We start from the raw sequence: 5119 nt of genomic DNA, 5'->3' as shown, positions 1-5119 counted from the left end.
CTTCCTTGGAGCGCATCGAGCGCGTCTCGCCCTTGTTGGGGTCGAATAGGCGCGTCTCCTGCTCGATCGAGCCGCCGTCTTCGAGGATGGCGATCTGACGGCGCGCTTCGGACTCGATGGCCTGGCCGATGAAGCGGATCGAGTTGACGTTCTTGATCTCGCAGCGCGTGCCGAACGCGCCACCCGGGCGGCGCACCGAGACATTGACGTCGGCGCGCAGCGAACCCTCGTCCATGTTGCCGTCGCAGGTACCGAGATAGCGCATTATGGTGCGCAGCTTGCTGACATAGGCCTTGGCCTCGTCGGCAGAGCGCATGTCCGGCTTGGAGACGATTTCCATCAGCGCAACGCCGGACCGGTTGAGGTCGACATAGGACATTGTCGGATGCTGGTCGTGCATAGACTTGCCGGCATCCTGCTCCAGATGCAGGCGCTCGATGCCGACCTCGATGTCCTCGAACTCGCCCTGCCGGTCCGGTCCGACCGAGACGATCACCTTGCCTTCGCCGACGATCGGCTGCTTGTACTGCGAGATCTGATAGCCCTGCGGCAGGTCCGGGTAGAAATAGTTCTTCCGATCGAAGACCGACTTGTGGTTGATCGCGGCCTTCAAGCCCAGCCCAGTGCGGATCGCCTGCTTGACGCATTCCTCGTTGATCACCGGCAGCATGCCGGGCATCGCCGCGTCGACCAGGCTGACATTGGCGTTGGGCGCCGCGCCGAAAGAGGTCGAGGCGCCGGAGAACAGCTTTGCCTCGGACGTCACTTGCGCATGCACTTCGAGCCCGATGATGATTTCCCAGTCGCCGGTGGCGCCGGAGATCAGGCGTTTCGGGTCGGGCGTGCGGGTATCGATGATGCTCATGGAGGCCTATGGGTCGCATTTGTGGCTGGCGCGATTTTGCTTATCGCGTTGCGAAAATCGCATCACTCGCTAGTGCAAACCGTTCCTTGAGACAAGTCCAAAGCCGCGCGCAGGCCTCCAGGCAGCTTGCGCTTGTAAGCCCACGGGCTGTGCTGGCGGCACCTTCCCGCCTGTATCAGGCGGTGGCGATGTAGGCCCGGATCTCCTCGGCCTCGCGCTCGACATCCTCGATCCGGCGCTTGACCACATCGCCGATCGACACGATGCCGTCGAGCATCCCGTCCTTCTCCACCGGCAGGTGGCGGAAGCGACCCTTCGTCATGATCTCCATGACCTCGTTGACCGTGTGGTTCTCGTTGCAGATCTTGACCTTCGGCGTCATGGCCGATCGGACCGGAATATCGAGCGCGGCCGCGCCCTCCCTGGCCAGCACTCGCACGATGTCACGTTCGGAAAGGATGCCGACGATCTTGCGGTCGCCATTGGTGATGACCAGCGCGCCGATCCTATGCTCGGTCAGGATGCGAATAGCTTCGCTCAGCTTTTCATTAGGCCCGAGTGTGAACACGTCATGGCCTTTTTGCTCAAGAATTGCCTTCACAGTCATGGCGTCCTCCTGTGCCTTGCCCGCCGGCTCCTGCCCTGACCGGCATTCACGTTCCGGTGAACATGGTGCGCCGTGATTGGTTGCATTTCAAGTGCGCCGCAGCGCTACTCGGACGGCTGGGGCCGATCGAAAAAACGCACGCCGAAAAAGCCTCCGACAAAGCCGCCGATATGGGCTTCCCAGGCGATCTGTCCTTCGATCCCCGGCGCAAAGCCGAGAAGGCCGGTGGCGAGGTTGATCACCATCCAGACGCCGAGGAAGGTCATGACGCCGCGCGAACGCAGCACGATTGCGATCGGCAACGGCTCGCCGGCGAAGGCCGCCTGGCCTGACGAGCGATCGATCCGGAACCCGTAGCGCGCCGCAGCTCCCATCATGCCCGAGATCGCGCCCGACGCGCCGACCAGCGGCATCTCGCCATAAGGATGCATCGCCCAGAACAGCGCTACCGAAGCCAGCCCGGTCACGGCGTAGAACACCGCAAACCGGGCCGCGCCGAAACGATTGGCGAGCGGTGAGCCGAAAGCGGCAAGCCACACCATGTTGACGGCAATGTGAGCGAGGCCCCCATGCATGAAGGCATAGGTGAAGGGGCGCGTGAACAGGAACCAGTCGAAGCCGTATTGACCGGTGTAGAGCACCGGAATGAAGGCTCCGTCGTAGAGCAGCGTCATTTGCTGGTCGTCGTTCAGCACATATCGCTCCAGCAGGAAGACGATCGCGCAGATCCCCATCACCGCCAGCACAACCGGCGGCAAGTTGAACACCGGCTCGCGGCGCGGCTCCGGCGCTTCGTCGTCTGGTTGCATTTCGGTTTCGGTCGGTGTTACCGGCTCGCTCATGGCCTCTTCGCAGATGGCTGGAGACTCGATTTCGGCCGAGCATGTAGTTCACGCCTGATCGAATCACAAATCGCGAATCGCTCAAGCTGAATCGGATAGGGCCTGGATCGGCGACGCGAATCAAAAGAAAGCCGTCCAGGTTTCCCTGAACGGCCGGTCGAGTCCCCTGCTCCCCGAAAACTGACTGAAGCGCTGCCGATCGCTGCTGAAACGACCGTTGTGGAGTGGTTTTTGATGTGCCACAGGCCCCGTCGGCGCGCAACGTAAACCACTTGTTAACCTTAACGGCCCCGAGACGTGAACAAACGTTAACGATGCTGGCACGCATCCTGCTCCGCACCGCATGAAGGTCATCGGAGGGCGCCCTGTCTGTTCGCCGATGGGACAACAAGAAAGACAGATTGCCGGAGCGGAATGGAAATGAATCAGAACGGATCAATCGCGCTGTTCCAATATTGGAACCGGCTGCGTGATGGCCGCCCGGCTCCGAAACGCTCGGAAGTGGAGCCGGCGGACATCAAGACGCTCCTGGCCGATACATTCATCCTGGAGCGCGACACACGCGCCGAAGCCGTGTTCCGGCTGGCCGGCACCAGGCTCTGCGCCTATTACGGCCGCGAGCTCAAAGGGTTTTCCTTCCCCTCGCTCTGGCGCGAGAAGGACCAGCGGCTTATGTCGCGTCTCATCCACGGCGTCTTCGACCAGAAATCGGTGCTGCTTCTGACCTATGAAGGATTCAGCCGAAACGGTCGTTCCAGCAAGTTCGAGCTGCTGGCGCTGCCGCTCGATGGCGGCGTCGAGAGCCCTCGCTGCCTCGGCATCGTCAGCGCCGCGGATCGGCCGTTCTGGCTTGGTGCCGACCCGCTGGCGGACGCCCTGATCGACGCGATTCGGGTCATCGATCCCGACAAGGACCCGATGTTCCTGAAGAACCGGCCGGCGATCGATGTTCCGTCGCTCGTGCCGACGGAGTTCGACGCGCCCGAGACCATTTCGGCGCTCGGCCGCGTACGCCGGATACGGCATCTCGTCGTCTTCGACGGCGGGCGCAACGAGTAGAGCGGATCGCGAGATTTTGCCCCGATCTGGTCCAGGCCTTTGCCTTGCGTGGGCGTCCGCCCCCAACCCATTTGGGCCGGCTTTTTCCCGTTTGTTAACCTGCTTTGCTGTAGCTTTTTCCGGTGAAATTCCTCGCACGTCGCGCGGAATGCCAACGGGGTGTAGGCAGTCATGAGGTCAGCGGCGGAATTTGCGCCGTCCCGTGTGGAGCGGCGCAATTTTCAGCGTGTCCGGGTGAAAATCTACGGACGCTTCATGCTGGAGGACCGCACGGAACACGCGTGCCAGGTGATAGACATGTCGCCAGGCAATGTCGCCTTGCGCACCGATCGCGTCGGCATGCCGGGGGAAAAGGTCATTGCCTATATCGATCACATCGGTCGCATCGAAGGCATCGTGACGCGCACCTCGCAGGACGGTTTCGCGATGACCGTCATCGCTTCGGACCGCAAGAAGGACAAGCTCGCCGCGCAGCTCACCTGGCTTGCGAACAAGCATGAGCTCGACCTGCCGGAAGACCGCCGCCACGAGCGCGTCGCGCCGCGCAATCCGATGAGCGTGCTGCAGCTCACCGACGGGCGACAGTATCAGTGCCGCATCATCGACCTGTCGCTCTCGGGCGCGGCGATCGAGATCGACGTCAAACCAGCAATCGGCGTGCAGGTCATGCTGGGAACGATGCGCGGCCAGGTCGTGCGTCACTTCGAGGACGGCGTCGCCATTGAGTTTGCCGTCATCCAGCGGCCGGAAACCTTGGATTCGGAATTCAACGCGCCGCGGTCCTGACCGCTTAGAATGCGGACATGCATCCAACCGGCCTCCAGCGGCCGGTTTTTTGTTGGCCGGATCAGGGCCTTCTAGCAGCCGGGCGGCATGTCGAGACGCCACGTGATCCGGGTGCGGCGGCCGGTTTAGATTCTCAACAATCCGCAGTCGAGATAGTTCAAATTTTATATTTAATCTACGGGCGTTTTACTCAATCTCTACTTCCGGTTTTTGCGTCAAATAAATCCCAACGTGGCACAGTCTCTCTCAAACGGGGAGAACTACCATAATGAAAATGACGAGGGGCAAGCTGTTGCTCTTGGCAATGGCGATGCAGCTTTCCGCCTGGGGCACGGCAAGCGCGGGACCGCTGTTCATGCATACGGGTGGCCGCACCACCCAGCCCGTCGGCCATTATGAACTCTGCCAGCGTATCCCCATCGAATGCAATGAGAGGACGCCGAATGGGTCTCCTGTCGAGCTGACCCGCAAGCTGTGGGCGACGATGATCAAGGTCAACAATTCGGTCAATACCCGCGTCAAGCCACGTACCGATATGGAGATCTACGGGGTCGAGGAATACTGGGCCTATCCCGACAACGGTTTCGGCGACTGCGAGGACTACGCGTTGGAGAAGCGCCGCGAATTAATGGCCGCCGGTGTCCCCGCCGGCGACCTTTTGATGACGGTCGTGCGCCAGCCGAACGGCGACGGCCACGCGGTGCTGACGGTGCGCACCAGCCTCGGCGAGTTCATCCTCGACAATCTCGAGCCGAAAGTGCTCGCCTGGAACGACACGGTCTACACCTACCTCAAACGTCAATCGACAGAGAATTCAGGCGTTTGGGTTTCGATCAACGACGGCCGCGAGGACGCGGTCGCCAGCGTCCGCTAGGATCCCAATGCATGCTGCCCCAAGATGCGCAGGGCTTTTGGGGCAACGGCACACACGAAGAGATTAAGCACGCCGCATTCATACGG

At 61.5% G+C, this 5119-nt stretch carries 6 protein-coding genes; 3 read left to right on the top strand and 3 right to left on the bottom strand.

What is annotated here, in order from left to right:
- From gatB to EOA60_RS17905, 3 genes are all read right to left on the bottom strand, one after another.
- The coding region (gatB, locus tag EOA60_RS17915; protein WP_128311679.1) for an Asp-tRNA(Asn)/Glu-tRNA(Gln) amidotransferase subunit GatB at positions 1-865 on the bottom strand (865 nt) is incomplete at its 3' end.
- 175 nt (positions 866-1040) lie between these two features.
- Complete coding sequence (locus tag EOA60_RS17910; RefSeq protein WP_066989480.1) at positions 1041-1472, bottom strand: CBS domain-containing protein; 432 nt, start codon at positions 1470-1472, stop codon at positions 1041-1043.
- A 104-nt stretch (positions 1473-1576) separates the two neighbouring features.
- Positions 1577-2314: a rhomboid family intramembrane serine protease gene (locus EOA60_RS17905; protein WP_095824717.1), complete on the bottom strand. Its 738-nt coding sequence runs from the start codon at positions 2312-2314 to the stop codon at positions 1577-1579.
- A 420-nt stretch (positions 2315-2734) separates the two neighbouring features.
- Here EOA60_RS17905 and EOA60_RS17900 point away from each other — a divergent pair, with 420 nt between their 5' ends.
- From EOA60_RS17900 to EOA60_RS17890, 3 genes are all read left to right on the top strand, one after another.
- A complete protein-coding gene (locus tag EOA60_RS17900; RefSeq protein ID WP_067321654.1) occupies positions 2735-3373 on the top strand; it encodes a PAS domain-containing protein in 639 nt (212 codons plus the stop codon).
- Positions 3374-3544: 171 nt separating this feature from the next.
- The gene (locus EOA60_RS17895) at positions 3545-4159 is read left to right on the top strand and encodes a PilZ domain-containing protein (protein WP_067321610.1); all 615 of its coding nucleotides are present in this window, start codon (positions 3545-3547) and stop codon (positions 4157-4159) included.
- Positions 4160-4427: 268 nt separating this feature from the next.
- Positions 4428-5033: a transglutaminase-like cysteine peptidase gene (locus EOA60_RS17890; RefSeq protein WP_067321612.1), complete on the top strand. Its 606-nt coding sequence runs from the start codon at positions 4428-4430 to the stop codon at positions 5031-5033.
- Positions 5034-5119 lie beyond the last annotated feature (86 nt).

Source organism: Mesorhizobium sp. M1A.F.Ca.IN.020.06.1.1 (assembly GCF_004023265.1).
Lineage (GTDB): Bacteria > Pseudomonadota > Alphaproteobacteria > Rhizobiales > Rhizobiaceae > Mesorhizobium.
This window is presented reverse-complemented; position numbering and strand designations above follow the sequence as displayed.

Coding starts and splice junctions, on each gene's coding strand:
- EOA60_RS17895 (WP_067321610.1), top strand. CDS start 3,545: ATGAGGTCAGCGGCGGAATTTGCGCCGTCCCGTGTGGAGCGGCGCAAT.
- EOA60_RS17905 (WP_095824717.1), bottom strand. CDS start 2,314: ATGAGCGAGCCGGTAACACCGACCGAAACCGAAATGCAACCAGACGAC.
- EOA60_RS17900 (WP_067321654.1), top strand. CDS start 2,735: ATGAATCAGAACGGATCAATCGCGCTGTTCCAATATTGGAACCGGCTG.
- EOA60_RS17890 (WP_067321612.1), top strand. CDS start 4,428: ATGAAAATGACGAGGGGCAAGCTGTTGCTCTTGGCAATGGCGATGCAG.
- EOA60_RS17910 (WP_066989480.1), bottom strand. CDS start 1,472: ATGACTGTGAAGGCAATTCTTGAGCAAAAAGGCCATGACGTGTTCACA.